15 protein-coding genes are annotated in these 26,956 nt (G+C 46.8%); 6 read left to right on the forward strand and 9 right to left on the reverse strand.

Going from position 1 to position 26,956, the window contains the following annotated elements; all coding sequences use genetic code 11:
- Positions 1-203: 203 nt before the first annotated feature.
- Positions 204-5,801: a 5'-nucleotidase C-terminal domain-containing protein gene (locus ACDJ58_RS05375; RefSeq protein ID WP_413376131.1), complete on the forward strand. Its 5,598-nt coding sequence runs from the start codon at positions 204-206 to the stop codon at positions 5,799-5,801.
- 157 nt (positions 5,802-5,958) lie between these two features.
- Positions 5,959-6,171 carry an immunity 17 family protein gene (locus ACDJ58_RS05380; protein ID WP_413376133.1) on the forward strand — a complete coding sequence of 71 codons (213 nt, stop codon included), beginning with the start codon at positions 5,959-5,961 and terminating at the stop codon, positions 6,169-6,171.
- Positions 6,172-6,352: 181 nt separating this feature from the next.
- Here the strand turns inward: ACDJ58_RS05380 and ACDJ58_RS05385 are convergent, their stop codons facing one another.
- Together ACDJ58_RS05385 and ACDJ58_RS05390 are read right to left on the reverse strand one after the other, a co-directional pair.
- Entirely contained in the window at positions 6,353-8,944 is a 2,592-nt protein-coding gene (locus ACDJ58_RS05385; protein WP_413376135.1) for a glycine betaine ABC transporter substrate-binding protein, read from the reverse strand.
- A complete protein-coding gene (locus tag ACDJ58_RS05390) occupies positions 8,910-10,139 on the reverse strand; it encodes a quaternary amine ABC transporter ATP-binding protein (protein WP_063564457.1) in 1,230 nt (409 codons plus the stop codon). Before ACDJ58_RS05390 ends, ACDJ58_RS05385 begins: the two co-directional genes overlap by 35 nt.
- A 497-nt stretch (positions 10,140-10,636) precedes the next feature.
- Between ACDJ58_RS05390 and ACDJ58_RS05395 the strand changes: the two genes are divergently transcribed.
- Positions 10,637-11,209: a GbsR/MarR family transcriptional regulator gene (locus tag ACDJ58_RS05395; RefSeq protein WP_063564456.1), complete on the forward strand. Its 573-nt coding sequence runs from the start codon at positions 10,637-10,639 to the stop codon at positions 11,207-11,209.
- A 98-nt stretch (positions 11,210-11,307) separates the two neighbouring features.
- On the opposite strand, the gene ACDJ58_RS05400 is transcribed toward ACDJ58_RS05395, so the two are convergent.
- The 4 genes from ACDJ58_RS05400 to ACDJ58_RS05415 form a co-directional block, all read right to left on the reverse strand.
- The gene (locus tag ACDJ58_RS05400) at positions 11,308-12,936 is read right to left on the reverse strand and encodes a helix-turn-helix domain-containing protein (RefSeq protein ID WP_413376138.1); all 1,629 of its coding nucleotides are present in this window, start codon (positions 12,934-12,936) and stop codon (positions 11,308-11,310) included.
- A 187-nt stretch (positions 12,937-13,123) separates the two neighbouring features.
- Entirely contained in the window at positions 13,124-14,410 is a 1,287-nt protein-coding gene (locus ACDJ58_RS05405) for a DUF5050 domain-containing protein (RefSeq protein ID WP_413376140.1), read from the reverse strand.
- A 154-nt stretch (positions 14,411-14,564) separates the two neighbouring features.
- The gene (locus ACDJ58_RS05410) at positions 14,565-15,398 is read right to left on the reverse strand and encodes an ABC transporter permease (protein ID WP_413376142.1); all 834 of its coding nucleotides are present in this window, start codon (positions 15,396-15,398) and stop codon (positions 14,565-14,567) included.
- On the reverse strand, positions 15,391-16,296 hold the full coding sequence (locus ACDJ58_RS05415; protein WP_413376144.1) for an ABC transporter ATP-binding protein: 906 nt from the start codon (positions 16,294-16,296) through the stop codon (positions 15,391-15,393). The genes ACDJ58_RS05410 and ACDJ58_RS05415 overlap by 8 nt, the downstream gene beginning before the upstream one ends.
- A 448-nt stretch (positions 16,297-16,744) precedes the next feature.
- On the opposite strand from ACDJ58_RS05415, the gene ACDJ58_RS05420 reads away from it, so the two are divergent.
- Both ACDJ58_RS05420 and ACDJ58_RS05425 read left to right on the forward strand, forming a co-directional pair.
- Positions 16,745-18,580: an HSP90 family protein gene (locus ACDJ58_RS05420; protein ID WP_413376146.1), complete on the forward strand. Its 1,836-nt coding sequence runs from the start codon at positions 16,745-16,747 to the stop codon at positions 18,578-18,580.
- Positions 18,580-19,644, forward strand: a complete 1,065-nt coding sequence (locus tag ACDJ58_RS05425; protein ID WP_413376148.1) for a hypothetical protein — start codon at positions 18,580-18,582, stop codon at positions 19,642-19,644. The genes ACDJ58_RS05420 and ACDJ58_RS05425 overlap by 1 nt, the downstream gene beginning before the upstream one ends.
- 156 nt (positions 19,645-19,800) lie before the next feature.
- On the opposite strand, the gene ACDJ58_RS05430 is transcribed toward ACDJ58_RS05425, so the two are convergent.
- Both ACDJ58_RS05430 and ACDJ58_RS05435 read right to left on the reverse strand, forming a co-directional pair.
- Complete coding sequence (locus ACDJ58_RS05430) at positions 19,801-21,975, reverse strand: serine hydrolase (RefSeq protein WP_413376150.1); 2,175 nt, start codon at positions 21,973-21,975, stop codon at positions 19,801-19,803.
- A gap of 156 nt (positions 21,976-22,131) precedes the next feature.
- Entirely contained in the window at positions 22,132-23,382 is a 1,251-nt protein-coding gene (locus ACDJ58_RS05435; RefSeq protein WP_413376152.1) for an MDR family MFS transporter, read from the reverse strand.
- A gap of 126 nt (positions 23,383-23,508) precedes the next feature.
- Between ACDJ58_RS05435 and ACDJ58_RS05440 the strand changes: the two genes are divergently transcribed.
- Positions 23,509-25,365, forward strand: coding sequence for an ABC transporter substrate-binding protein (locus ACDJ58_RS05440; RefSeq protein ID WP_413376154.1), 1,857 nt, complete (start codon positions 23,509-23,511; stop codon positions 25,363-25,365).
- Between the two features lie 43 nt (positions 25,366-25,408).
- Here ACDJ58_RS05440 and ACDJ58_RS05445 read toward each other — a convergent pair whose 3' ends face one another.
- Complete coding sequence (locus ACDJ58_RS05445) at positions 25,409-26,902, reverse strand: serine hydrolase (protein WP_413376156.1); 1,494 nt, start codon at positions 26,900-26,902, stop codon at positions 25,409-25,411.
- Between the last annotated feature and the right edge of the window lie 54 nt (positions 26,903-26,956).

Here is a 26,956-nt window from a genome sequence, read left to right on the forward strand (position 1 = left end):
TGACATAAAAAAGCTGTGATGTAGTACTTTTTTACTGATTTTTATTTTTTATTATCAATTTTGTGATGTTTATGTTCTATTTTATATCATTTTAAAAGAATATTATTTACACCAAATAGAAGTTCAGTTATCTTATATTTGAACTAATGTACAAGCTATCTGAACAAATGATTGCAAATTCAAAACATGGGGGTAGGAAAAAGATGCATAGTAAGCAAGTGAAGAGTTGGCTCAGATTATTCTTAGCCATGGTCGTGCTGATTACAGGTGCCATACCAGCCGGTTTGTTCAGCAACAAAGTAGCCGCGGCTGACGATCCGTTAACGGTTGCTCAGGCGATAGCTCGCAACAATGATGGATTGCCGGGGACAGTAGAAGGATACGTTATCGGGTACTTTAACAATAATTCTAAAAACCAACTTCAAACCGAAGCTCCGTTTAGTGGAGGAAGTAATTTCGGACTTGCCGATACTCCAGGGGAAACGGATTTAAGCAAGATTATGTCTGTTCAAATTCCCAGTGATACCTCAGTACGTGACATATTTGGATTAAATAAAAATCCCGAGCTTTTTGGAAAAAAAGTCAGGATAACCAATGGAACGCTAGCTTCCTATCTATCTCTTCCTGGCCTCAAATACATTGACTCCACTTCAACAACCTTCCAACTGATCGATGAGACTCCTGTAACTAAAGTGGCAAACGTCACAGCTAATCCTACTTCAGGCGCAGTTCCAACAGGGGCCAAGGTGGCCTTGGAAACAACCACAGTTGGTGCAACTGTATACTACAAGCAGAATGCGGACGTTGATTATCTTCCTTACACCGTGCCCATCACGGTAAATGATGCAACTCACATTGAGACCTACGCAGCCAAAGAAGGGATCGACAATAGTGATGTTACCCGTTTTGACTACACCATCGTCAACAACACCCCCATTTCAATCTCCGAAGCACGAAATAAATCTGAGAATACACCGGTTACTGTACAAGGGATTGTAACCTACCGAGAAGAATCCGGAGGATTGGCGAATCTGTACATTCAGGATGAACATGCAGGAATTGTCATTCGTGGAACAGACGCCACCGTGGAGCGAGGTGACCGTATTGAAGCATATGGTCCGCTGACGATCTATAACGGTTTGCTTCAGGTAGAGAAGGACAAGACAGGATTTCCAGGCGGTTATATTAAGGTCTTGGATAAAACACTAGATATCCCTGAACCGGTTACACTGACATCCAAAGACTTCACACCTGCTGAAGGCGGAGGAAAGGGTGCAGGTGGCATTTATGAAGGGATGCTTGTCGAAGTCAACGCTGTTACAGTGACAAGAAGCAGCAGTTCCACCTTTTATGCGACAGATGCCGATGGTGGAGAGATTACGATCTATGCCAAAAATAGCCCTACTGCACTGGCAACAGGCAAAACATACGAAAAAGTGACAGGGGTTATGACCTATCATACAAGTTATGGTCTTGAACTGATTCCACGTAAAGCATCGGATGTTGTCGAAAATCTGCTCTCTGTTACAGCCAGTGTTCCATCAGGCGGTATTGTCAAAGGATCAACAGTGACATTATCCTCGCCAACGGCAGAAGCAGAAATCTATTACACGGTTGATGGGACTGAGCCAACCCAAACATCCACAAAGTACAGTGCTCCGATTACAGTAGACGAGGACATGGTTGTAAAAGCGATTGCTGTATCAGATGGAAATACAAGTGATGTGTATAGCTTTACTTACAAAGTTCTTCATGAACTGGACAATCTTAGAATCCATGATATTCAAGGAGCTTCCCATAATTCTTTGTATGATGGTTTGGCTGTTCAGAATGTCGAAGGTATTGTGACTTATGTTGTAAATGCAAGTTCCTTCTATATACAGGAGATTCCTGGAATGGAAGATGACGATGTAAAAACATCCGAAGGTATACTCATCTATAAGTCTTCTCATGGAATGACAGTAGGCAACAAGGTGAAGGTGTCGGGTCAAGTCAAAGAATATGCAACAGCGACGACTGAGCTGTCTACGACAGAGATCGTTGCAACGGCAATTACGGTTGAAGACAATAACCAAGAACTTCCTGAGCCTGTGATTCTGGGAACTAACGGTCGAATTATCCCTACTGTAATTGATTCAGATCAGTTCGGGGAGTTTAACCCGGAGATGGATGCGATCGACTTTTATGAGAGTTTGGAAGGCATGAGAGTACAACTTGATAATGCAACGATTACCGGTCCGTACTCCAGTGAACCGGGTCTGGCAGTTGTCGTTGACAATGGTTTGAATAATCCGGTACGTACACCAGCAGGAGGTGTTATTCTGACTGCGGATGGTACAGAACCATACGAGAGTACGCTTAATCCGCAACGATTGTTCATTAACAAAAAGCCCTCTCAGGCGGTCAAAACAGGTGATAAACTTACCGAGACCGTCAAAGGAGTTATGAGTTATTCCAACGGCAATTTCAAGGTGAATCCGGAGGGGAATCTTCCAGTCATCACTTCCGGTGGGCTTGAGCAAGCAACAACGACGATTCAGCAGGCCGATGGTAAGTTGACGATTGCAACTTTTAATGTGGAAAATTTCAGCAAGAAGGATGCAGCGAGAGCTGTCAAAATCGGTGGAATTGTAGTCAATAATCTAAAGAATCCGGATATTATTGGCATAATGGAAGTACAAGATAATGATGGAGCTACAGATAGTGGAACAACTGTTGCAGATGCAAGTTTCCAAACCCTGATTGATGCTATTGCATCTAAAGGTGGTCCTACCTATAAATACACGGATATTGCTCCAGAAAACAATAAGGATGGTGGAGCTCCGGGCGGGAACATTCGTGTAGGATTCTTATACAATGAGTCACGTGTAACCCTGAAACAAGGAAATAAAGGGGATGCAGTAACGGGTATCCAAGTGGAAACGGACGGGAGCTTGTCCCTGAATCCTGGACGGATTGATCCAACAAACGATGCTTTTGCAAGCTCGCGTAAGCCGCTCGCTGCTGAATTCGAGTTCAACGAAGAACGCGTTGTTGTGATTGCAAATCATCTGAATTCCAAAGGTGGCGATCTGAAGCCCTACGGAAGTATACAGCCTGCGATAAGAAGTAGTGAGATTCAACGTGCACGACAGGCGACTGCTGTGAACAGTTTTGTTAAGGAACTGCTAAGTAAAGACCCTGAGGTAAATGTTGCTGTGCTTGGCGACTTCAATGACTTCCAGTTCTCCAAAACATTGAATATTATCGAAGGTAATGAACTGGACAATCTGGTAAACAAACTGCCAGAGAACAAGCGTTATTCATACATCTATGACGGAAACTCTCAGACACTGGATCACATTCTGGTGAGCAAAAATCTGTCCGATACAGCTGCTATCGAAGCGGTTCATGTGAATGCTGATTTCGAAGATTCACATGGGCGTGTCAGTGACCATGATCCGTTGCTTGCACAGCTAAGCATTGGAAGCACCTCAGAAGAGGGCGACTTCAACCTGCGTGTATTGCACACCAATGATACGCACGCGCATTTGGATAACATCCCGCGCCGCGTAACAGCTATTAAGGAAACACGCAATGATAACACCCTGGTGCTGGATGCAGGGGACGTATTCTCTGGTACATTGTACTTTAACCTCTTTAACGGTCTGGCGGATCTGGAGTTCATGAACATGATCGGATACGATGTGATGACCTTCGGAAACCATGAGTTTGATAAAGGCCCAAGTGTACTCAAGGCGTTTATTGAACAAGCGGAATTCCCATTTGTTAGTGCCAATATTGACTATACCAAGGATGCGAATTTGGGTGGCCTGTACAACGGTAACATCGGAAATCCAGGCGAGAATTCCCAAATCTATCCGGCCATTATTACTGAAGTGAACGGCGAGAAAGTCGGAATCTTTGGTTTGACGACACCGGACACCGTATCCCTGTCCTCGCCGGGAGATGATCTCAAGTTTGAGGATTACAAAGCAAGTGCTCAGGCGACAGTGAACATGCTGCAAGATGAAGGCATTAACAAAATCATTGCGCTGACGCATCTGGGTTACTCAGAGGACCTGAAGCTGGCAGAGGCGGTGGAAGGCATCGACATCGTAGTGGGTGGTCATTCACATACTATTCTCAACAAACCGGTGGTTGTAGATACACACACCGATCCGACGCTGGTCGTACAGACGGGAGAATATGACGTTTCCCTGGGTCAACTGGATGTAACGTTCAACGAAGCAGGCGTACTGAAAACATGGAACGGCAAATTGCTGAACCTGGATGCGAAGGATGCCACCGGTAATTATGTTTACGCAGATGATAAGGAAGCAGCCAAGAAATTAGAAGGCTATGCGGAACCTCTGGCTGAGTTCAAAAAAGAAGTTATTGGTAAAACGAATGTATTGCTCGATGGAGAGCGCGGAAGTGTGCGCAAGCAGGAAACCAACCTGGGGAACCTGATGACAGACGGCATGCTGGAGAAAGTGAAATCCATTGTGAAGGAGAACGACGTTAAAGGATATGTCGCTATCCAAAACGGTGGAGGCATTCGGGCGTCATTCCAAAAAGGAAATATCACGTTGGGTGATTTGTTAACCGTAATGCCCTTCGGCAACAACCTGTCTGCTCTGAAAATGACAGGCAAGGAAATTACGGCTGCGCTGGAAAATGGCGTGAGCGGTGTGGAAACAGGAGAAGGACGCTTTCCACAAGTTTCAGGCATGCGTTTCTACTACGATTCCACGAAGCCGGGCGAGAAAATTGATGCCATAACGAATACGGTGACCCAAGTCGGTCAACGCGTGCTCAAAGTACAGATTAAGAATGCCAATGGGACGTACACGGACATCGATCCAAACGGATACTACATCGTAGCGACGAACTCGTTTATGGCTAACGGTGGAGACTTTTACCGCGCCATGAGAGCGGCGAAAGATGATAACCGTTACTATGAACTGAATCTGGTGGATTATGAAATCTTCCACGAACATCTGGACCGTGTAGGTACGGTAAATCAGACAACGGAAGGACGCAGTACTGATCTGAAGGGAGCTCCACTTCCGGGTGACGGGAATGGAAGCAATCCTGGTAATGGCGGTGGAGACAACGGAAGTAATCCGGGCAGTGGTAATAGTGGTGGAGGTACAACGACACCAACCACACCTGTAACCCCAACGGATCCAACAACTCCAACAACTCCGACCATGCCTACAACACCTTCCGTTCCGGGTAATGGGAATGGTGGCGGTACTACACCAACCAATCCGGGTGTGATTTTGAAAGATATCGGCAATCACTGGGCAGCAGCAGCCATTGAGCAGGGCATTTCCCGGGGAATTGTGAATGGATATCAGGACGGTAATTTCCGTCCAAATGCACCGGCAACACGCGCCGAGTTCATTGTAATGCTGGCAAGAGCATTTGAACTTCCAGCTAGCAGTAAGGCGTTGACGTTTAAGGATGCTTCCAAAATTCCAGCATGGGCACAATCCTTTATTGCTCAAGCTGTAGAACAAGGGATCATTAGTGGCTATACGGATGAGACGTTCCGTGCATCCGGCAAAGTATCCCGTGTAGAGATGACGGTTATGCTCGTAAGAGCGCTCGGACTTCCAGTTAAATCGAATGCCACACTAATCTTTGCAGATGCAAATAAAGTACCTGCATGGGCCGTACCTTATATTGCAGCTGCATATGATGCAGGACTGGTGAAAGGCGCAGGCAAGAACATGTTTAACCCGCTCGCTGAAGCAACTCGTGCTGAAGTTGTAACCTTATTGATGTCAGCGAGTGAGTTTCAGGTGAAGTAATAAGACTAGTCAATCTTCCTATGAAAAAGGGAGCAAATACTCTAATGAAAACAGCTTGCAGACCTTTATCTGCAAGCTGTTTTTTTACTAATTAATGACTGTTCATTTTTACCAGAGGAAGGTATAGTAGACAGGATTATATTGAAGGAGTGTTGACATGCAAGATCAACCGGTTTTAATCGCACTACTGGCTATTGCCGCAGGGATTTTCAGTTTGTTGGGTGGAATCAACAATTGGGATTGGTTTATGAAGAGTTTTAGAGCAGGTCTTTTTGTGAAAACCATTGGACGCCAGGGTGCAAGAGTGGTGTATAGCATTTTAGGTATTGTGCTAATTACCATTGGCGTATTATTGTTGCTGATTGGGTAAGCATAGAAAAAGAAAAGAAATTTGTAGAGCCTGAGTACATAATTCAGTTTCACAGCCTTTAAACCCCTAATAGCTTTAACCCATTAGCTTACCTACTCAATTAAAAGTTACACTAAAAAAGACCACCGAAAAATTTCGGTGGTCTTTTTTCCAAATTCAGGTTTATCCATCTCAATCTGGTTTAATTATCTTTTAAATCTTCAATGGAATTGATGTCCATATAGGTTGGTACAACCAGACCTGTTTTGGCACCGTCCATATTTGGACCGAGATCATCAATCTGATCCTTGTATTTGTTGAAATAATCTGCAGAGGTGAGTGGCAACCATGCAGCTGGAGTTGCATCTACATCACCATTGGCAATGCCGGTCCACATTGGACCGATTTCCACTTGAAGGGAGGTTACTTTGTAACCCAGTTTTTCTTTCAGAATGTACTCCAGCAAGTTGGTACTTGCAATCTCGGAGTCCCAGGCTACGTAACTCAGTTTAATGGGATCTCCATTCACCGGGGTCAGACCTTTGGTCCATTCAGCCACTTTGTCGCTATGCTTCTCGGCAAAAGCTGCTGCGGCTTTTTGGGGATCATCTCCGTTTTGAATGGCGACCATGATTTCACCCATATCCTCAGGTGTCCAAGAGAAGCGATCCAGGAATTCATAAGCGACAGGTTTGTCTTCCTTTAACCCTTTGCGGGCAATGGTATGAATTTGTTCTGCTTCACCGTAGACGCCTTCCGGATCGTCCAGGTATTTCAGGTCATATGCGTTGAACATCCAATGCGGTGTCCAACCGGTAACGATAACCGGTTCCTTATTCTTAACGGCTTTATCCAGTGTAGCTGTCATTGCGGCTCCTGAACCTTCAACCAGTTTCCAGTCAGACAAACCGTATTTCTCAATGGCACTCGCTGTGGATTTCATAATTCCGGCACCTGGATCGATACCGATAATTTGGTGATTCACTTCATTTCCCACATTGGCATTCGCCGATGGAGTGGAGGAAGAAGCACCTGTTTCCAAATCTGCAATCGAATTAACGTCTGTCATGTAGGCAGGAACAACGAGCCCTGTGCGTACACCGGTCATGTTGGCTCCCAGATCATCCACCTGGTCTTTGTAGCGTTCCCAGTAGTCAGCGTGAGTCAATGGCAGCCAAGCTGCTGGAGAGGCATCTACGTCGCCTGAGGCGACACCCGTCCACATAGGTCCAGCTTCAACTTGCAGGGCGTTCACTTTATAGCCAAGTTTGCTTTCCATGACATATTTCAACAGGTTAGTACTCGCGATCTCAGAATCCCAGGCTACATAGCTAAGTTTAAATGCATCACCGTTAACTGGCGTCAGACCTTTGGTCCATTCGTCAATCTGGTCTGCATGTTTCTCAGCGTAGTCTTTTGCGGCTTCTTCTGGAGATGTACCATTTTGGATGGCACTCATCATTTCGCCCATTTCATCTGATGTCCATTGGAAACGGGACAGGAATTCATAAGCAACCGGGTGATCTCCTTTCAAGCCTTTACGTGCGATGGTGTGAATTTCTTCAGCATCACCGAAAGATTTTTCGGGATCATCCAGATATTTTAGATCATATTTGTTGAACATCCAGTGTGGAGTCCAGCCTGTAATAATGATCGGTTGTTCAGCTTTAATGGCTTTGTCCAGTGTGGCAGTCATCGCTGCACCAGATCCTTCAATCAGGGTCCAGTCCGTCAGATGATAATCTTCAATGGCTTTGGCAGCGGATTTCATAATGCCTGCACCCGGATCAATACCAATGATCTGATATTTGACTTCTTCACCTACAGCATTCGCTGGAGTGTTGTTACCGCCGGCAGAAGTACTGTTGCCGCCAACAAAGTATTGTGAGAAACCAGCTACGAGCACAACAAATGTGGCTGCAGCAGTAATCCAGGCTTTTTGTTTCGCTGAGAAGCGTGAGCTTTTCTTACGGCCTGGCATAAACAGATTTTGAGTGAAACGGTCAAGTACGATCGCAAGAACCACGACAGCCAGACCTGCTTCAAAACCTTTACCAATCTGCAACTGTGTTACCGCACGATAGACTTCCGCACCAATACCCTGTGCACCGATCATGGAAGCAATAACAACCATGGACAGCGACAGCATAATAGTTTGGTTAATCCCTGACATTACGGTAGGCAACGCGAGTGGAAGCTGTACTTTGAACAACTTTTGCATGGACGTAGAGCCAAAAGCATCCGCTGCTTCGACCAGTTCGCCAGATACCTGCTTAATTCCGAGATGAGTCAGGCGAATCGTTGGTGGAATCGCGAATATAACGGACGCGATAACACCGGGAACCACACCAAGGCTGAAGAAGGTTACCGCTGGCAGCAAGTAGACAAATGCAGGCATGGTCTGCATAAAGTCAAGCAATGGTGTAATAATCCGGGCTGCAGTTTTGCTGTATGCGAGCCAGATACCGATGGGAACACCAAGCAGAATGGAGACTAATCCTGACGTAATAACGAGGCCCAAAGTATCCATCGATTGGGACCAATATCCGAGGTTATCTACGAGCAAGAAACCGATAACTGTAAACAGGGTCAGTGGTATTCGGCCAACAAGATATGCCAATACACCAAGTATTACAATAAACAGGAGCGGATGGGGGAGCATGAACAGCCCGGAGAAAAATCCGACAACCTCCTGAATAACAACAGAAATGACTTTAAATAATCCGGAGAGCGAGGTGCTCATCCAGTCAACAATCGCTTCAATCCACGATGCTAGTGGTATTTTGGGAATCATTCACAAGTTCCTCCTTTACTGCAACTTCACCGCTTAGTGCTCCAAGCAGGGCACCGCGGACGATAACACCTTGCAGACGGCCAGTTTCGCCAACAACAGCGAGCGGCACATGGGCTGAACTTACAATTTCGAACAATTCATGAATCAGGGTTTCTGGCGCTACAGTCGGCCCATCCGTGATCAGAATATCGTTCAACACTTTGTTTTCGCGCATCGCGCGGGTTGCATCTTCTGCTGTAATGACACCAAGCAGCTTCTTCGAACGGTCAATGACAAACAGGTTGGAAATACCACGTTCGCGCATTAATTCGAGGGCAACACGAGGACCACGGTCAAGCGTAATCGTTTCAGGACGTCGCATAACATGAGATGCTGTAAGGACCTTGGACAAGTCCACGTCTTCGACGAAGCGGGCCACATATGAATTGGCCGGTTGAATCATGATTTCTTCCGGAGTACCGATCTGCACGACTGCGCCGTCTTTCATGAGGGCAATACGATCGCCGATGCGCAGCGCTTCGTCCAAGTCATGGGTAATGAAAATAATGGTTTTTTTCATTTTATCCTGAAGCTCAATCAGCTCATCCTGCATATCACGACGAATCAGTGGATCAAGTGCACTGAATGCTTCATCCATTAGCAGTACTTCCGGATCATTCGCCAGCGCACGGGCCAAACCTACACGTTGCTGCATCCCGCCACTCAGCTCATCCGGCATTTTATCTTCCCAGCCTTTAAGGCCAACCAGTTCAAGCGACGTTTTTGCTTTTTCCCGACGTTCATCTTTATCTACCTTTTGAACTTCGAGACCATACTCCACATTATCGAGAACGGTACGGTGCGGGAATAACGCAAACTTCTGGAATACCATGCTGATCGTTTTCCGACGCACTTCACGCAATTGTTCTTTGTTCATCTTACGTAGATCTTTACCATGGACAAGAATTTCTCCGGATGTAGGTTCAATCAGACGATTGAACATCCGAACAAGTGTCGACTTACCACTTCCGGACAGCCCCATGATGACGAAAATTTCACCTTCCTGAATCTCCATGTTGACCCGGTTAACACCAACCGTTATCTGTTTTTCTTTGGCCAACTTTTCTTTGCCCCAACCTTGCTCAAGTAATTGTAGACCTTGCTCGGTTTGGGGGCCAAACAGTTTACTTACATTCTTTACTTCAAGTATGGTCATGTTTTCACCCCTTCTGATGTGTTGTGCACTTCGAACGGCTTTCAGCATCCACAAGCCCATACACTTATGCGCCCAGCCACGAAATCCGGTAATCGTTGCTTCGCTTCCCGTCTTTCTGGGTAACGTTTTGTATTTTAACAATACTTAACCCGTATAGCAACCGAATAAACAGTACATAATGTTTGTACAGTAAAAACTGTACAAAGTTTTCCGTCCATATGCTCCGTCATTCTCCTTATTCTGGCTAATAAGACACCTTTACATTTGATATCGCTTTTCCTACAATAGAAAATGTGCTGAATCTAAGCAGTTTCTTTTGGTTAAAAGATAGTCGTAGGCGTTTGCAACTTGGTAAAGCTCCCATGATATACATGGGGTAACCTAAAGCCCGTTGGCATATAGGATGTCCTGCCGGATACTTTCCCATGTAAGCAGGATCTTAAACAGTTGCAATTATTTTGCCATGACTGGGAATGTTCAGAATGGAGGTTGCAAGCATGAGCTTGGACCATTTACAAGAGGAACAGCAGGCAACCGTTCTTAGAATCCGTAAACGCGTCATTGAAGCCATTGGGCGTAATATGGATCTCTACGGCGTTACGCTGTCCACGGGACACTTATATGGATTGCTTTTTTTTGCAGACAAACCTATGACCCTTGACGATATGGGCCGGGAAATGGAAATGAGCAAAACGAGCATGAGTACCGGCGTACGTACACTGCTGGATCTAAAAATGGTGAATAAAGTATGGAGCAAAGGCTCCCGGAAAGACCTATATGAAGTGGAGTATGACTGGCATCAGACGTTTACGGATTATTTTGTGATTAAATGGAGAAAAGCCGTGGAGAGTAACCTTCAGGTACTGCGCAAATCCGTTGATGAACTTAATCGTTTGATTGCTGACCTGGATGAACAAGCAGATGCTGAACTTCTTCACATTCTCAAGGAAGACAAGCATAAGGTGCTTCAAGCAGAGGCCTACTACAAATGGCTGGATCGCTTGATTGATACCATGGAAGATGAAGAAATATACAAACTGGTTCCGAAGGAAGAGATCAAGGAACATTAATAACAGCAAAAGCAAAGGGCCCTTTCCAAATTGGAGAGGGCTCTTTGGTCATGGTTGCTTATGAACTTGTACATTTATAATGAAGAAAAACATATGACTTACAATTGTCCGATTAATCCCACACGTGATAAGGTCACAATTTGCTGAACGATCTGTTCCAGTTCGTCCATGATCTGATGGCGTCCGTTGGAGGTCCAGGATAGTACAGACCAATCGGATATATCGTGTACGTTACCTTTCAACACAGCTGGAGAGCGATTCCAGGCGGTAGTTTGTTTCATGCGCCGAAGCAGTTTCTCACTGACAGGAGAATTGGAGACTCGGTTCATGAACAGATGATCCGTGTCCAGCATGGGGATGCTATCTGCCGCATATTCGTCTGACATTAAATCTGTAGATATGATCTGTGCAGGGTTTAGTCCAAGTTCACCGTAGATAAGGCGATTTAATGGATGCTCGGTATCTTCTTGAAGCCGGATAGACTGATTCGTAACCTGCATAAGCATAATACGTTCTTGCCCGAAATGATGCTTCAAACGGAGCCCAATATCAAGGTTGCGAAGCTCCAGCTGTTTGAAATTCTGCATGGCCTGTTGCTCCCGTCCAACCAGTTCAGCCAAGCGTAAATGATTTTCTTTCCAGTCATGGGCCTGATCCAGGATGACCGTAGGTGCAATACTTTTGAGCTTATCATAAAAGGATTTATGATAAAAATCACCGATAATCAGGTCCGGCTTGGCCTGACGTAATTTCTCCAATTGTGTGGCTAGACGCTGTTGCTGCTCGACTTCATCAAGCTCTCGATCATGGAATCCGTCCATTGAAGCTACGGGATGCAATCCGAGCGAAGAGAGGTTCTCATGAAGTCCCATCATGGACGCCGTAGCCACGCGAATTTGGTCTTTTTTCATATATAGGCTGGGTGCGATCCCCAAAGTTTGTTTGAATTTGCGGCTAAAATAATATTCATTGCCATAGCCAACAGATACGGCGACGTCTTTGAGTACACATGATTCCTGCTTGAGTTGTTTTTTGGCCTCGTCAATGCGTAAGCGATTCAGATAATCGGTAGGTGACATGCCTTTGGCTTTTTTGAAACTGCGAGAATATGAGCTTGGCGTCAATCCAGCAATTTTGGCCAGTTGATCCATGCTGATACCTTCACTCATGAACCTTCTCATATACATAATGCTGCGTTCAAGCGCAGGATCGACCTTCTCATAATTTTCTTCAAGCCGATTCTCCGAGAGATGCTGCAAAAGCTCATGAAGCTGGCTATGTATACTGATAAAGTGATCGGGGTGAACGCCGCGATAGGCTTCATACAATTGTTCAAATCGTACTCTGGCTTGTTGGTCATAACGAACCATCAGCCTGCCTGTCTCCCAATCCAACGGGAAACCAGAGGAGGAGGACATTTTCCATTGGCCACGCACTTGCTGCAAACATACCGTATCCATGCTAAGTATTATAAACTCCGTAACAGTCGAGCGTGCAGCAGCCTCAATCGTTGTTCCTGGCTTCAGAACATACAGTTGATTGGCTTCGGCTGTATAGACCGTATCGTTCAGGACCAGGACACCGTCTCCTTGTAAAATAAGACAGAGCATGGGCCGGGACACCGTCTTGCCTTGCACACGGAAATGCTCCCCGCGCCGTACACGGCACATGGAAGAGAGGAGCGGTAGAGATGAGGTTTCAGAAATGAAGGGAAGCTGTTCAGTCATACGGACCATCCTTTTGTCTTATTTTCTCAATGATAACAATTATCATTCTCATATGGAAGATGTTTTTGAAAAATAGTTTTGGCCATGAAAAAAAGAGGATACCCAGAGCCGTGAAGGCTTAGGGTAATCCTCTTTATTTTGGACAAGAATGTTGAGATGGCTATAAGCGTTTATCCACATGCATGGGTTAGTTTGGCACGACCAACAGGATATCATCCAGGAAAACGTCGCTTAGCACCTTTTTGCCTGTGCCATTGGCTTGCACATGATACAGACGATAGAGATCATTTGCGTTGATGTAGAACATGCCCGGAACATCATCATGAAGCTGGAACGTTGCCCATTCTTCTCCAGCAAGCTTGGTAACTTTGAGAGCTGTGCTCACGGAATAAAGACCATTTGTACCGGATAGATATGCAAGAGTTGACGTTCCGTTGGTCAACTGAGCAGTTACGAAAGTGACACTGTTCAAATTCAGGTTGGCAGATTTGGATACCTTGTTCCCGGCGATGGTTTTGGCATACGCCTTTTTGTCTGCATCCACAACTACAACCTTATCTGTACCCAGTGGACTGACCTCCCGGATGCTCTTACTGTGAATCTGAAGTGTTTTGCCAGAAGTGGTCAATGCAAAGGCTTTGCCTGTTGAATAATTATAATCCTTGTTGCTGTCCAGCTTGATGCCTTTGTTATAAACATAAAGATTGTTACCCCAGCCGCCGGCATAAACAGCGTTTACATCCAGTTTTGCTTTTGGATTAACAGCTGTACCTTTGCCTGTATTGTAGTTTACCTTGTACATGAGAATGGCGTTGGTCGAGTAGAACTGCTCGTACGGGTCAGTGTTCACCATCAGTTGCAGTTCGTTTTTGGCCACGTTCATAAAATAACGACTCTCCACTGCACCAGCAGCAATCCGTTGCACAGCTCCGCTGCCGTTGGATGCTTTGGAAACGATCCATGGGTTTCCATTAACGAGCCCGTTATAATATACACGGCCTTTCGTTACAGCGAGCAGTGGGAAATCTGTATCTGCTTTGTCTGCAATTTTGGTGGCAGCCGAAGCTTCGCTATTGCCATTTCCACGATAGATCGTTCCTTTGGAATCCATATAATAGATGAACCCGTTATCCGTAAAGTAGCTCAACACATCTGTCGCATACGTTTCAGCAGAATTGCTGGAACCGTCATTGGGAACGCGAAGCAGCGTTGTGGAAGACTCGGAACGGGTGTAATAGAGATAGGATCCCGCCGCAGACAGACCGTCTCCTTCATAATCAAGCAATACCTCTGTGGTTCCGCTTCCGTCACCGGATACTTTGTACAATACACCATCGGACTCATAATATACCGTAGTTTGGCTGAGGGAAGCTGCTTGAGCATTGGCCCCGCCTCCAAGCACTGCTGCCGCGATCAGTGTGAACAGCAGCAAGGTGCAAACCGTGCGTTGCATGCGTGTAGTCCATTTGTTCATAAATCAATCGTCACCCTTCTTCTTTATGTATGTAATTAACACATTAACACCTTAAGTTATATCGGTAAACTATGGAAAATATGTTATACATCTCAGTCGGGTGAAATGGACAGATGATCAGATCTTCCGCCGTTATATCTCAACCATATTTCGCCTAAATCTGACTTTCAGCCAGCTGCTGACGACTGTTCCACAAGGTGACCAGACGAAGCAAAATGAAACTGATGAGCAGAAGCGCCGCTCCGACCAGGAGTAACATGAGAGGATTGATAAGCAGCATGCCGCTCGCCTGACCGGCAATCAGGGCAAGCAATGGAATCACGACCAATCCTCCGAGTTGATAGGCCTCCTGAAATCCACGCACTTTCGCCGAGATCAGTACATTTAACAGAATGACCACAAGACTGCACGCCGGAACAACCCACAGAACCAGAATGATCCAGTTCAGATTGGGAAACATCCATGCCCCGAACATGGGGTACATTAGAATATTGGCAATGATTCCGTAGATAATGAAGGTAATCCAGGATAACAACAGAGAAGGAATAAACGCAGCTAACACTTTGCCTTTAAATAACGTATCCATACTCATCGGAGTGAACAGAAGACCTTCCAGGGTCTTGCGCTCCTTCTCGCCTGCAAAACTGTTGGCCGTCAGAATGCTGGATGCCATCACCGGAATGATGAGAAACAGCGGTGCGAACATGTATAAGGCCAGGTAATAGACAATACGATGGTTATCCGTAGGCATCGAAGCGAGCTGCGGAATCTGCCCGGCATGGGTTAGGTTATCCAGCGTATCAAGCAGGAAGCTCATATTGCCGAGGGAAGCAAGTTCCATCCTTGAGGCTATCCAAATGAGTACGCCAGGCATAATGATCCCGATAACCAGCGGAACGATCAACATGGGTAGCCAGAGCTGCACGCTGGCTGTGATAGCTCGAATATCTTTACGAACAAGTGCACGTATGGCTTGTCTGTTATTCATGATGGTGTGCCTCCCTAATGGCAAAATAAATACTCTCCAGATCGCTGCCCGTAATCCGGGCCTGATAGACTTGTCCACGCTCAGTCAATTGTCGCAGTAGCAACGGAATATCTTCACGGGTTTGAAGCTGGAATATCGCTTTGTTCGCGGAGACGACCTCCGGTGTATACCCTGTTACCGTTTGCCAGCCATTCGGCATGTTCGCTTCAACTTCAATCCGGGGTGAGGTCAGGTATCGGTTGACGATCTCCTGCTCCGTACCTTCCTCAACCTTGCGCCCCTTTTCCATAAAAATATACCGGTCACACACGGCCGAAAGCTGGGATAACACGTGAGACGATACGAGAATCGTCATATGTTCCTCCTGATTTAGCCGGCGGATGATTCGGAGGACCATCTGAATCCCATCCGGGTCAAGCCCATTGGTTGGCTCATCCAGAAAAAGGATGGAGGGGCGGTGCAGCAGCACCCGTGCTAGACCTACGCGTTTTTTCATGCCTGTGCTGTAGGTGCCTACTTTTCGATGTTGATATTCCTGCAATTCGAACAGATCCACGAGCTCGTCAATCCGTGCTTTGGCATGTTGTACACCGAAAACTTCAGCGAAAAAGATCAGATTGTCACGCCCACTCATATTTTCATACAATCCGCTCTGCTCGGTTAATGTGCCGCATATGGCTAATACGTTCTCCGTCTCACGGAAGGGATCGAGGCCGTTAATACTCACTTGCCCGCCCGAAGCGCCGAGAACGCCGTTCATGATGCGGATCAGGGTGGTTTTGCCCGAACCGTTAGGACCGATCAGCCCGGTAACGCTGCCTTGTTCAACCGTGAAGCTGACATCGTTCAGTGCCTGATGCACTTTGAATTGCTTGGAAATGTTGCGAACTTCAATCATGTACATTCACCGTCCGATCTGAGTTTGGAGATTATACGTCCAGATGAGCAATTTCGTTCAAATGGAGGGCCAAAAAATAAAACTTCTCCGTCTTTAGTCCCAAACGAGAGCAGCAACTTCACCCTAAAGTCCGGCGAAATCGGGTCTCAGGTTTGTTTTCACTGTGGTCTATACCATGTATTCTGGTTAAAAGGATGCAATATCTCGTTTCGTTGCCATCCATAACGTGGTAATTAGACTTAAGGCCTCTTACATATCATGAATGCCTGAATATTCATCTAACGCCGGTCTTGGTTAGCCAAGGCCGGTTTGACGTCGTTACTTGGCGTATCCATCCAATGGAACGCCTCATTTCTTGTGATTACATAACTATTTCGTCTAACACATCATATGAACACTTCCAAGTAGGAAACATCAGATGTGTTTGGACCAGAGGAAGGTGAGCGAAATGACAGCATCCAATGAGTATCGCTTCCAGGTGAACCTGAGCGGTATGATCCAGATTTTATCGAACCATCTATACAGCAGCCCTAAAGTATTTTTACGTGAATTAATGCAAAATGCGACTGATGCCATTACAGCTCGAACAGAGGCGGAACCGGGATTCCAGGGTGAAGTCCGTGTGGAACTGACCGGAACAGGTGAGCAGTTGACCATGATGGTGGAGGACAACGGCATTGGCTTGACAGAAGCCGATATCCATGAGTTTCTCGCGATGATAGGTCAATCCTCGAAGCGTGGGCAGCAGGCCTTGCTGGATGGAGAAACTTCGTTTATCGGGCGATTCGGAATCGGATTATTGTCCTGTTTCATGGTGAGTCATGAAATCGTCATGCTGACGCAATCCGCGAAGGGTGGACCTTCGATGGAATGGCGGGGTAAGCCTGATGGCACCTATACGATTCGGCAATTGGAGACACAGTTGTCTCCGGGAACGAAAGTATATCTGCGTTGTACGCCGGATGCAGCCCATTATTTTGAAACGGAATATGTGAAAGAAGCCTTGTTCTATTATGGAGCGCTACTGCCTTATCCAGTCATCCTGCATAGTGACGGTGTTCAACATATCGTCAATAGCGAGTCACCGATCTGGTTGATGGAGCCTGAGCTTTCACGTGGACGCAGAGCGGAAGTGCTTGCTTTTGGTGAACGATTGCTTGGAGAAAAGTTTCAGGATTTCATCCCACTGACGACGGCTTCAGGTCGTACGGGAGGTATAGCCTTTGTTCTGCCGCATGCTGTCAATCTGAATGCCAAGCGTTCTCACCGGGTGTACCTGAAGCGAATGCTGATCTCGGAGAAGGCGGAGAATATTTTGCCGGAATGGGCCTTCTTCGTGAAATGCCTAATCTGGACAGACGAGCTTCAACCAACGGCTTCACGGGAACATTTTTATGAAAATGAAAAGCTGGAAGAGGTTCGCTCCGAACTTGGCGATGCCCTTCGTAAAGGATTGGCCGACATGGCTGAGAGTCAGACGGAACGGCTGCAAAAGCTGATTCGCCTGCATGCGCTGTCGATGAAGGCACTGGCTGTGCAGGATCAGGAGTTCTACGCGATGATTCACCGCTGGCTTCCGTTTGAAAGCACCCGTGGCCATCGGGAACTGGGCGAGTTGATGAGTGAGGGAGAGACATTGTACTTCACTACCACGGTTGATGAGTATCGTCAGATTCATCATGTCGCGTCAGCCCAATCGATGTTGGTCATTAACGGTGGATATATCTACGACAGCGATCTGATGGCAATGCTGCCACTAGCGGTGCAACATGTACAGACGCAACGGTTGCAGCCGGACGAGGTATCCATGAGTTTCACCGACGTGCCACCAGCTGAACGGAATCAGTATTACGATGCCTTGCGCCTTGCGGACTCTGCTTTGCAACGTTTCCGCTGCCGTGCAGAGGTCAAGGGCTTCAAGCCAGCTGATTTGCCGGTGCTGTTCACGCTCTCGCAGGAGTCTTCCACGCTGCGTGCATTGGAAAAAGCAAGTGAGGAGAGTACAGAATTGTTCTCCTCCGTCCTTGGATCATTGTCATCCGGCATTAGTTCCGCAGGTTATTCAACCCTGTACCTGAACATCAGCAATCCAATTATTCAGCGGGTCCTGACTTCACCGGATGCCCAAATGACTCCGATTGCCATTGAGATGTTGTATGTCAATGCATTAATGATGGGGCATTATGCGATGAATCGACAGGAGCTTGAGGTGCTGAATCAGGGCATCGTTCGTTTTATTGATTGGGGTTTGCGTGCAAATACAGATCGTAAGGGGGATGCCTGATGAAGACCGAAATGGATTTTGAGGATCTGATGGATGAGGCCTATGGCCTGCCTAATGGAACAGCGAAGCTGGGCATGCTGGAGGAAGCGGCAAAAGTCGCCGATGTGAACGGCATGGAGGAGGAAGCGTACGAAGCGCGTTCAGAGATCGTGGAGACCGCGACATTCTGCGGTTATCCGATGAAAGCACTGATTGCTTTTTCCTGGCAGCTGGGCAAGTTTGATCAACAGCCTGAACGCTATGACGAAGAAACGTTAATGTGGTCGTATAAATGGATTTTGGGCGAGTTATCCAGCTTCCCGGAAGTGTCTCGCGATAAAATGATGGAGCTCCTGGAGGACTTTGGACGTCGCTTCAAATCATTTGGGTACAGCGAACGTTCGTATTGGTATTACCGGTTCCGCATATCCATGGATCTTGGCGATCTGGAGGAGGCGGGTACCAGCTATACGAAGTTCAGAAATATGGACCGTGACTTTATGAGTGATTGTGAGGCGTGTGAGCAGGACGAGATTATGCGCTACTGGATACTGGCAGGTGATGATGAGAAGGTATTGGAAGCGGCGAAGCCTATTTTGAGAGGGAGAATGAGTTGTGCCGAAATTCCGCACCTGACCTTATCGGAGATTTTGATGCCACTATACCGGCTTGGCAAGATTGATGAAGCTGACAAACATCAGGCCAAAGGCTATCGCATGATCAAAGGACATAATGATTTTGTGCAAAGCTTTGCCGAGCAGATGGATTATCTTGCACGCACGAACCCGGCGAAGGGCATCGATGTACTGGAAGAAAGCCTGGTGCTCGCGATGGATCATGAAGATCCGTTTGCCAAGATGATGTTCTATGCCAGAGCAGCACAACTGTTGCGCCGCTGGGCTGATGAATCTCCAGGATACCGATTGCGGCTTCCTGCTTCATTCCCCTATGAAGGAGATCCGGGAGATTTGCGTAAACTGGCCGACTATTTTACGGTATATGCCAAAGCAGCCGCAGATAAATATGACCAGCGAAATGGCAATCAACATGTCTCTTCCATGTTGAGCGAGGTATTTAATCCATAACTTACGAGTACCTCTTGAGTATCATCGTACCATCGAATGGTACACCAAAAGGTCACCGCGCTAACCAAAACAGGCTTGTTCAGAAGGAGGGTTATCCTCCTTCGAACAAGCCTGTTTATCGTTTTTTATACCGTGAATATGAGGTTGTTATTCCGGTTATTCAGGAGTCACGGTTACAGGCGCGGTTGTATCTTCGGCAGTTTCCTCATCTGAGGAAGTTTCCGAGTGCGGCTGATTTGTCATCAGGTCAGCTACGATCTTGTCGGTTGGCTGTGTAAACAGCTGGTACATAATCGCTGCTTCTTCCTGACGGATCAGTGGTTTGCGGGAGAGGAAATCGACTGATCCATCCCCCAGCACTTTCACTTCAGGACCGTGGATGCCTAGCTTAACCATCATCTGGATCGCAGGCACAGCCCAGGCATCTGTTTGCCCGGCCAGCTTCACATCCTCGAACAGTTCATTTGGATATTGCAGTTGGAGAGTTCTCCAGATCATCACCATGGCTTCCTGACGTGTGATGGCCTGATCCGGTTTGAACTGTTTCTCATCCGCACCCGTGATCATGCCGGATTCATAACCTAGCTGAATGTAACCGGCAGCAGGGTGAGTTGCCCAGTCGGTATCTGCAGGTGGCGCCGTTTTGCTGGCTTTCAGCCCGCTCATTTTAAGGACGTCCTCAATGAATTCAGCCCGTGTAACGGCATTTTTGGGTTGAAAAGCTTCACTTGCATCATTGGTATAGTATCCAAGGGATTGTAATCCATAGATGGCTTCAGCATAAGGACTATTCGCCTGGACATCCCGGAAACCTTGGGGTTTCTGTCCTTTTTTTTCATAACCCATTGGGTTGAGATAAGGTTCTTTCATATAGATGGTTCCATCAGCATTTTCCTTAAACGCCGTGAACTGGCCTGTTAATTCATCCTTGAAGAGATTATCTTCAACCTGAATCAGGGTACGTGGGCCAAGGAAGACGTCGGAAATGCTTAATTGTCCAGGTTCTTTGCCGCCATCTTTCAGGGAACTAACAATTGTACTTAGTCGCAGATCCGCGTAAAGTCCAGCGAAGCGTTGCAGTTCATCCGCTGATTGAGGTGTATATTCCTTGAACTTGACGGGCTCCGCATATTGCGGGAAGAACGTCTGGATAAAGGCCGGGTAGAAGAAATTACGAAGTGCTCCCGTCTGGTTGTAAGTAAGGAAGACGCCGGTGTTTTGCTCAGGAATAAGGAAGAGATAAGAGCTGAATCCGATCAGGTCGCCAGCTTTGGTAATAATTTTGGAACTGCTGCCTGCACCCGGAAGCTGAAAAGCAGCTTCAAATCCATAAGTGGTATTTGGTAGCAGCGGATGAATGGAAGAACGGTATTGTTCCATGCTTTTTACCGTAGATTCTTTCCAAATACGTTCGTTATCTTTCACACCATCATTCAGGAAAGCGATCATGAAATTCCCGATATCCTCTGCCGTTGAGAGCATGCCGCCTTGAGGCATAGGTGTTGGGGAAAGGGTGTACAGGTCGAGTGGATTATGGCCCGCATCATAGGCTGTTGCAAGTTGGTTTTTGAACTTGCCGTTCAGCATAAAACTGCTGTTATTCATACCAAGAGGTTTGAAGATATGCTGCTGCATATACGTTTCGAACGGCTCTCCGCTCACATTCTCCACAATCATGCCAAGCAGCAGGAAGGAGAAGTTGTCGTACATGTAGGCGCTACCAGGTTCTCTAACGACAGGGGGCATATGTAACTTGGCATAATCCTCCATCGATACGCTTTTATCGAAGTCGGCATGGATATCCTCCTGTTGTGGGTCGCGGATCTCAAATCCGGTGGTGTGTGTGAGCAGATTCTCTACCGTTACATGTTTGTCAAAAGGATTATCGAATTCCAGTCCTTTCACATAGGTCTGAAAATCAGCTTTCAAATCTACCTTGCCTTGCTCTACGAGCTGCATGACAGCGGCTGACGTAAATGTTTTCGAAACCGAGGCGATACGAAAGGTGGTATTTTTCGGATCAACGGGTGTTTTACTCTCCAGATTGGAATATCCATACCCTTTCTCTGCCACGACTCTTCCATCTTTGACAACGACTACGGAAGCACCAACATATTGGGCTTTCGCTTCGGCGGAATCAAAAAATGTATCCAGAAAAGCTGTCGCGGACTCCGTTGTCAGCGCTGTCACTTTTCCTTTTTCATTGACCGCGGCAGGTGCGGTCTCCGCCTGCACGGCGGGTGCCCATAGACTGAGGGACAGGATAAAAGCCATGAACGCCCCCGTTAGTGAGGTGAACCTGAAGCGGGTGCTTCGATTGGATAAATGCATGTAAACACTCCTTCAAAAGAAAATTTTGTAAAACGGACTCTCCTGTTTATTACTGATTACTGGCACGATAGGTTTCAAGATAGTAGATTGTGATATACATTCCCAATAGAACTCACAACTACCAGGAGCAAAATCCAGCATAGAGGAGCCGGAAATTCAGGAGGCGTCTGCGCATGGTTGTGGTTCACTTTGAACCGTTGATGGCCGGAGAGACTGCCGGAAAAATACGAGAGCACCGATACCCATCAATACATACAGGCCTGCCATTGCATACGAAGGCAGAAAGGCCCCAATCGTTAGGCCAAGACTACCCAGCAGAGCGGCCGCGTTATAACTCATGCCGTCAGCAGCCATATAGGCAGCACGGTCGGAGTCGGGAATCATGCCAGCAAGCATGACCTGACGGACAGGCGCATACATGAGTTCACCAATGGTCAGAAGTACAGCCGATGTTACAAGTAGCCAGGCCCAGTTACTGAAAGCGAGCACGGCAAAACCAGTAGTGTACAGACACATGCCGACGGTCATGATAAATCTGGATTGGAAACGCCTCATCCATTTGGAGAATGGAATGGCCATGATTACGACGAGTACGGTGTTAATCGCCATGATCAGACTGAACATCTGCAGACCTGAGATGTCCCAACTGAACAGTTGGGCATTGAATTCAGTTTTCAGACGAACGGCGATGTATTTATCCATTTGGAATTCCAGAGAGACAGCCAGCACCGTTGCGGTGAAAAACACCATAAAACGTTTGTCCCTAAATACACCGTCATAAGTTTTCAATATATTCCTATTTATCGGGGCATCAAGCTGCTCGAAGTGTTTCTTATCCATTGTTTCATGAATATAGAACAAGAGAATAAATAGTGTAACCAGGCTCTCCATGCATACCAGACTGAACAAAATGAAGCGAAAGGATTCGAATAATAATCCTCCCATCAATGCACCGATCGTAACGGCAGCGTTGGTGGTCCAATATTGCAGCCCATAGACATACTGACGTTCATGCTCACTGCTCACGTCTACAATCATGGCATTGGCAATGGGCCCGGTGATACCCGAACTGATGCTGCTAAGCAGAAACATGGCACAAGTTAAAGGAACGGAGTCCATCCATGGGGAGTTAGCGGCAGCCAGCCAGAACAGGGCGAATACCTGCAACATTTGGGCGGTGACCATCAGTTTCTTGCGTCCGACTCGGTCAGACCAGTATCCTGCGCCCAAGCCAACGATCATGGAGGCCACAATATTAACGGTTAACAGCATGCCTGCCCAGCCTGCACCAAGCTGGACACTCAGATAAATCGCCATAAAAGGAATAATGGATTTCTGAGTTAGATCCGTAAAAAAATCAGTAATGATACGAATCTTGATGTTGCGATGCAAATCAGTATATTTCATGTGCAGTTCTCTTCCTTCCCGCTGGTGTTGTCGATGTACCTGAGTATAATGGAGGAAAACCTGAAGAAAAACTGTAGAAGCGTACGGGTCAATTTCGTATTTTAATCAGGGGAAGGAAAGGCAGGGATGGTTGTGGAGGTCATGGATCATTATATTCAGCTTCGCATGGCCTTTTCGAACGTGGACGAAGAGGAAGAAATACATACAACGATTGGTGAGCTGGCGAATCATTTATGTTGTACGATGCGCAATATGAATCTGATTATGAACAAATTTATGGATCATGGCTGGATCAGATGGAGCCCACAACGCGGCAGAGGGAAAACATCAGTGCTCGTTTTTTGCCTTCCCCTGCTACAGGCCGCTCGGGAACGATTCGACCGATTCTTGCAAGGGTACAAATTGGAGGAGGCCTATGTGCTGGCTTCAACACTGCCGTTCTCAATGCGGGAAATATTGTTGCAAGGATTGCAAGGGCAGTTCGGTCTACGCTCCGATCAATGCGCTCGTGGAAGAGTTGATACCCTGCGTATTCCGCAGGAAACTCCCTTTGAGACATTAGACCCGACCAGGGCTGCCATGTGGGGAGAGGTTGGAATTGTTGCGGAGGTATTTGATCGCTTGGTGCAGTACAACGCTGAGCGGCAAGTCTGTGAACCGAGTCTTGCCGTTGCATGGGAGAGCAACCCTGATGGAACAGAGTGGACCTTTTATTTGCACAAAGGCATACTCTTTCACCATGGCAGGGTACTTGATGCAGAGGACGTAAGATATACGTTTGAACGAATTATTTCCGATCAGGAGAACCCTTGCAGGTCACTGTTTGGTTCTATTCATCGCATAGAAACGTTCGATGAGCTAACGGTGCGCTTTGTGTTACGTTTTCCCAACTTTATGTTCCCGGATCTGATGAGCAGCATGAATGCATCCATTTTGCCCCGTGATATGGAGATGGACCCGATGCATCCGATTGGTACAGGACCTTACCGGTTGACACGCAATCATCCCAAGCTGCTTGTGCTGGACGTATTCACTTCCTATTTCAGGGGCCGGGCTTTTATTGATCGGGTTGAAATATGGCAGCTTCCCCAGTCGGGTCTGGTGGAGTCGGTGATCAAACAGGACTTGTTTCCAGACGGACAGGCTCGTTCGGTTCAGCATGAGGTTCAGGGCGGCGTATATATGACGTTTAATATGCGAAAAGAAGGCCCACAGCAGGATTTATACTTTCGCCAGGCTGTTCAGCAACTGATGGATCCACAGGAGATGATGGGGGCATTGGCACGCTCAAGTGTACAGGCTGCATATAGCCTGGTTCGAGACAAGTCCGAGGAAAAGCAGATGCTTGAACAAATAGAAAAAAATGAACAATCGGAACAACTTTCCCCCCCTGCAGACTCTTCTCTCGTAAGAGCTTCAGAGTTGTTACAATGCAGCTGCTACGCAGGCCAGATCATGAATGTATGGGTAGAGGAAGGCGAGAAAATGGAGACAGACATGGCCTGGTTCGCACAGCGTTGTGAGCTTATTGGGCTGAAGGTAAATGTTATGCCGGGTAATCCGGTAGACGCCGTATACCATGACGAGTTCGCCTCTTATGATGTGATCTACACGGGTGAAGTGTTCGATGAGCATGTGACGCTGAGTCTACTAACGATGTATACGTTCCATAATACGCTGTTCCTCATGGCACTGGATGACCAGCGAAAAAGCGAGCTGGAACGCGAATGCAGACACGTCGTTATGATCCAGGATAGTGCTGAGCGATTGCGTACGCTAATGACGTTGGAGGGGCGACTCATTCAAGAGGCTTTGCTCCTGCCTACATACAGCTTCAGGGAAGAACATGCACACCACGTTTCGCTTCAGGATTATCGTGTAGTAGCATTCGGTATGCCTGATCTGCGTCGATTGTGGGTGAAGAGAAGTCCGAATATAGGAGAAGATACTGCGAGTTACCCGGCGTATATCCCATTGTGGTAAGGTGTTTAGTGACTACAATGGGATAGGCCGGTGGGGGATGCTTTTATTCTGAAGGTGTTTTTATAAATTCAATTGGATTCGTGCCCGGTTCCAGCAGCAGCGGAATGGAGAGAGAGCTTATGGTGTCCTCTTCATCCGTCTTAAACGTAAAAGTGATTTTCAAGCCAAACAGGACAAGTTCTACGGAAAAAGTATCTTTTCCAGTGTATTCCATAGGCATTTCCATGGCATTCAATGTGGCCTGTAACCCATCGTTCGTCTGTTGAATAACGATCTCGTCGTAACCCGGATGGGTATAACTTCCCGCATACGCATGGATAGGACGATCATGGGGATGAACCTGAGTTTCCACTGGTTTTTCCTCAACAGAGGTTTCTGAAGTAGTTGGTGTTTCTATGGTGTCTGTTGCTGCTTCGGAATCAGTTGAGTCTCCAGTCATTAATTTGGCTAATCTCCCGCTCCAATCTACAGGTTCCACTTCAAGCAAACGATCAATAACGTTAAAAGAAATCGTGTAGGGAAGAATGCTCCCATTGGTATTGCAAAGGACTACAACACCGATCTGTTCCTCCGGTAAAAAGGCGACCTGTGAAGCGAAACCATCGATTGCCCCGCCGTGATGAATCATGGCGTGTCCGCGATAAGAATCAATCATCCAGCCCAGACCGTACGTGCTAACAGGCAGCTCTTTGCTGTGGAATGGTGTATCACAAGCCATATGCGGGCTGTGTATAACAGCCAACTGTTCTTTGGAAATCAGTTGATTCTCACCCTGTTGCCCTTGATTCAATTGAAATTGCACCCAGGCGATCATATCGACCAGATTGCTGTTAATGGAGCCAGCAGGGCCTACGGCATCTATTTTCCGAAAAGGTATTCGTGTACTCTCTCCATTTTGATCCATATAAGGGAAGGCGAAGTCAGGTTGATTCTGCATCTCATCAACAGAAAAGACACTTGAATTCATACCAAGTGGATTAAACAGGGACTCCTGGACAACATTCTCCCATGAAGTTCCTTTGAGTTGACCCACCAGATAACCAGCGGCCATATACATCAGGTTCTGATATTGCCACTTGTTCCGAAAGTCCTCATTAGGCTCCAAATACTGAAGCGCGTTTACGAGTTCTTCTCTGCTCCGTGATGAGTTGTACCATGCCATCTCATGCCTTGGAAGTCCGGAGCGATGACAGAGCATATCGCGGATGGTCAGGCGTTCTGTAGCTACGGGATCGAACATTTTGAAGTCTTTCAAATAGGTTCTAACAGGCGTGTCCCACTTCAGAATGTCCTGATCGACGAGCAGGGCAGCTGTTGATGCTGTGAAGGCTTTGGTACTTGAACCGATCGCGAATAGTGTATGGGGTGTGACTTCAAGCTTGGACTCCAGATCGCGATAACCGTATCCTTTTTGCAAAATGACTTCATCCTTGTGGATAACCGCTACCGCCACACCTACTCCTTTCCAACGTTGAAGTTGCTCTTCCGCAAAATCATCCAATCCATTCAGCAATGAGTGAAGGTAGGTTGTGTTCATTATTTTCCTCCAATTTAAAATAGAGTTGTACATCAATTCAGCTACATAATAGTG

Origin of the sequence: Paenibacillus taichungensis, assembly GCF_047302525.1 — a bacterium.
Taxonomy (GTDB): domain Bacteria; phylum Bacillota; class Bacilli; order Paenibacillales; family Paenibacillaceae; genus Paenibacillus; species Paenibacillus taichungensis_B.

Coding starts and splice junctions, on each gene's coding strand:
- ACDJ58_RS05400 (WP_413376138.1), bottom strand. CDS start 12,936: ATGACTGAACAGCTTCCCTTCATTTCTGAAACCTCATCTCTACCGCTC.
- ACDJ58_RS05425 (WP_413376148.1), top strand. CDS start 18,580: ATGAAGACCGAAATGGATTTTGAGGATCTGATGGATGAGGCCTATGGC.
- ACDJ58_RS05380 (WP_413376133.1), top strand. CDS start 5,959: ATGCAAGATCAACCGGTTTTAATCGCACTACTGGCTATTGCCGCAGGG.
- ACDJ58_RS05375 (WP_413376131.1), top strand. CDS start 204: ATGCATAGTAAGCAAGTGAAGAGTTGGCTCAGATTATTCTTAGCCATG.
- ACDJ58_RS05415 (WP_413376144.1), bottom strand. CDS start 16,296: ATGATTGAAGTTCGCAACATTTCCAAGCAATTCAAAGTGCATCAGGCA.
- ACDJ58_RS05420 (WP_413376146.1), top strand. CDS start 16,745: ATGACAGCATCCAATGAGTATCGCTTCCAGGTGAACCTGAGCGGTATG.
- ACDJ58_RS05435 (WP_413376152.1), bottom strand. CDS start 23,382: ATGAAATATACTGATTTGCATCGCAACATCAAGATTCGTATCATTACT.
- ACDJ58_RS05430 (WP_413376150.1), bottom strand. CDS start 21,975: ATGCATTTATCCAATCGAAGCACCCGCTTCAGGTTCACCTCACTAACG.
- ACDJ58_RS05410 (WP_413376142.1), bottom strand. CDS start 15,398: ATGAATAACAGACAAGCCATACGTGCACTTGTTCGTAAAGATATTCGA.
- ACDJ58_RS05385 (WP_413376135.1), bottom strand. CDS start 8,944: ATGATTCCCAAAATACCACTAGCATCGTGGATTGAAGCGATTGTTGAC.
- ACDJ58_RS05390 (WP_063564457.1), bottom strand. CDS start 10,139: ATGACCATACTTGAAGTAAAGAATGTAAGTAAACTGTTTGGCCCCCAA.
- ACDJ58_RS05445 (WP_413376156.1), bottom strand. CDS start 26,902: ATGAACACAACCTACCTTCACTCATTGCTGAATGGATTGGATGATTTT.
- ACDJ58_RS05405 (WP_413376140.1), bottom strand. CDS start 14,410: ATGAACAAATGGACTACACGCATGCAACGCACGGTTTGCACCTTGCTG.
- ACDJ58_RS05440 (WP_413376154.1), top strand. CDS start 23,509: ATGGTTGTGGAGGTCATGGATCATTATATTCAGCTTCGCATGGCCTTT.
- ACDJ58_RS05395 (WP_063564456.1), top strand. CDS start 10,637: ATGAGCTTGGACCATTTACAAGAGGAACAGCAGGCAACCGTTCTTAGA.